Origin of the sequence: Rahnella sp. ATs2, from assembly GCF_051851855.1 — a bacterium.
Lineage (GTDB): Bacteria > Pseudomonadota > Gammaproteobacteria > Enterobacterales > Enterobacteriaceae > Rahnella > Rahnella variigena.
This window is the reverse complement of sequence record NZ_JBLYPL010000065.1, coordinates 1-616: the sequence shown is the minus strand read 5'-3', so window position 1 is coordinate 616 and position 616 is coordinate 1. Positions and strand designations below refer to the sequence as shown.

Sequence of the window (616 nt, the reverse complement as noted above, 5' to 3'; positions counted from 1 at the left end):
ACTCGCGCTGTTGCCCGCTACATTGGTAACGCTGGCGGTTGCGGTCACGTCGCCGTCTTTCAGGCTGGTCATATCGCCTGCCGGAACCTTCACGCTCCAGCTGCCGTTGTCCTGCACAGTCGCGGTGTACGTATGACCCGCAAAGTTTACGGTCACGGTCTGACCGGCTTCGACATTTTGCGTCGACCCCGTCAGCGTCAGGTCTGCCGCTTTTTCTGCTGCGTTAATGATGTCGTCCACCGCGATGGTATCCACGGTGATCGCCACGCTGCTCAGATCCACGGTGACGTTGTTCGAGATGGTTACGCTGTTGCCCGAAGCATCGGTGCCGGTCACGCTAATCGCAAGCTGACCCGCTGGCCAGTTCGCCACGTCCGCTGCCGGAACCGCCGCAGACCACGCGCCATTCGCACCAACGGTCGCCTGATAATCGACGCCGTTGATGGTCACGGTAACACTGCTGCCCGCTGCGATATCGGTACTGGTGCCGCTGACGATCTGGTTCTGCTGGATCTCGATGCTGTTGACCACATCGTCGCCCGCCACGGTGTTGATACGCAGACCCGGCAGACCGGCGTCGATGTTGATCTCGCGATCTGCACTGCCTGTGTTGCCA

General features: G+C 60.7%; 1 protein-coding gene. It reads right to left on the bottom strand.

All coding sequences use genetic code 11. The features are described 5' to 3' along the window. Positions 1-616: Ig-like domain-containing protein (locus ACJY2G_RS25540; protein ID WP_439292386.1), on the bottom strand; the 616-nt coding region annotated here is incomplete at both ends.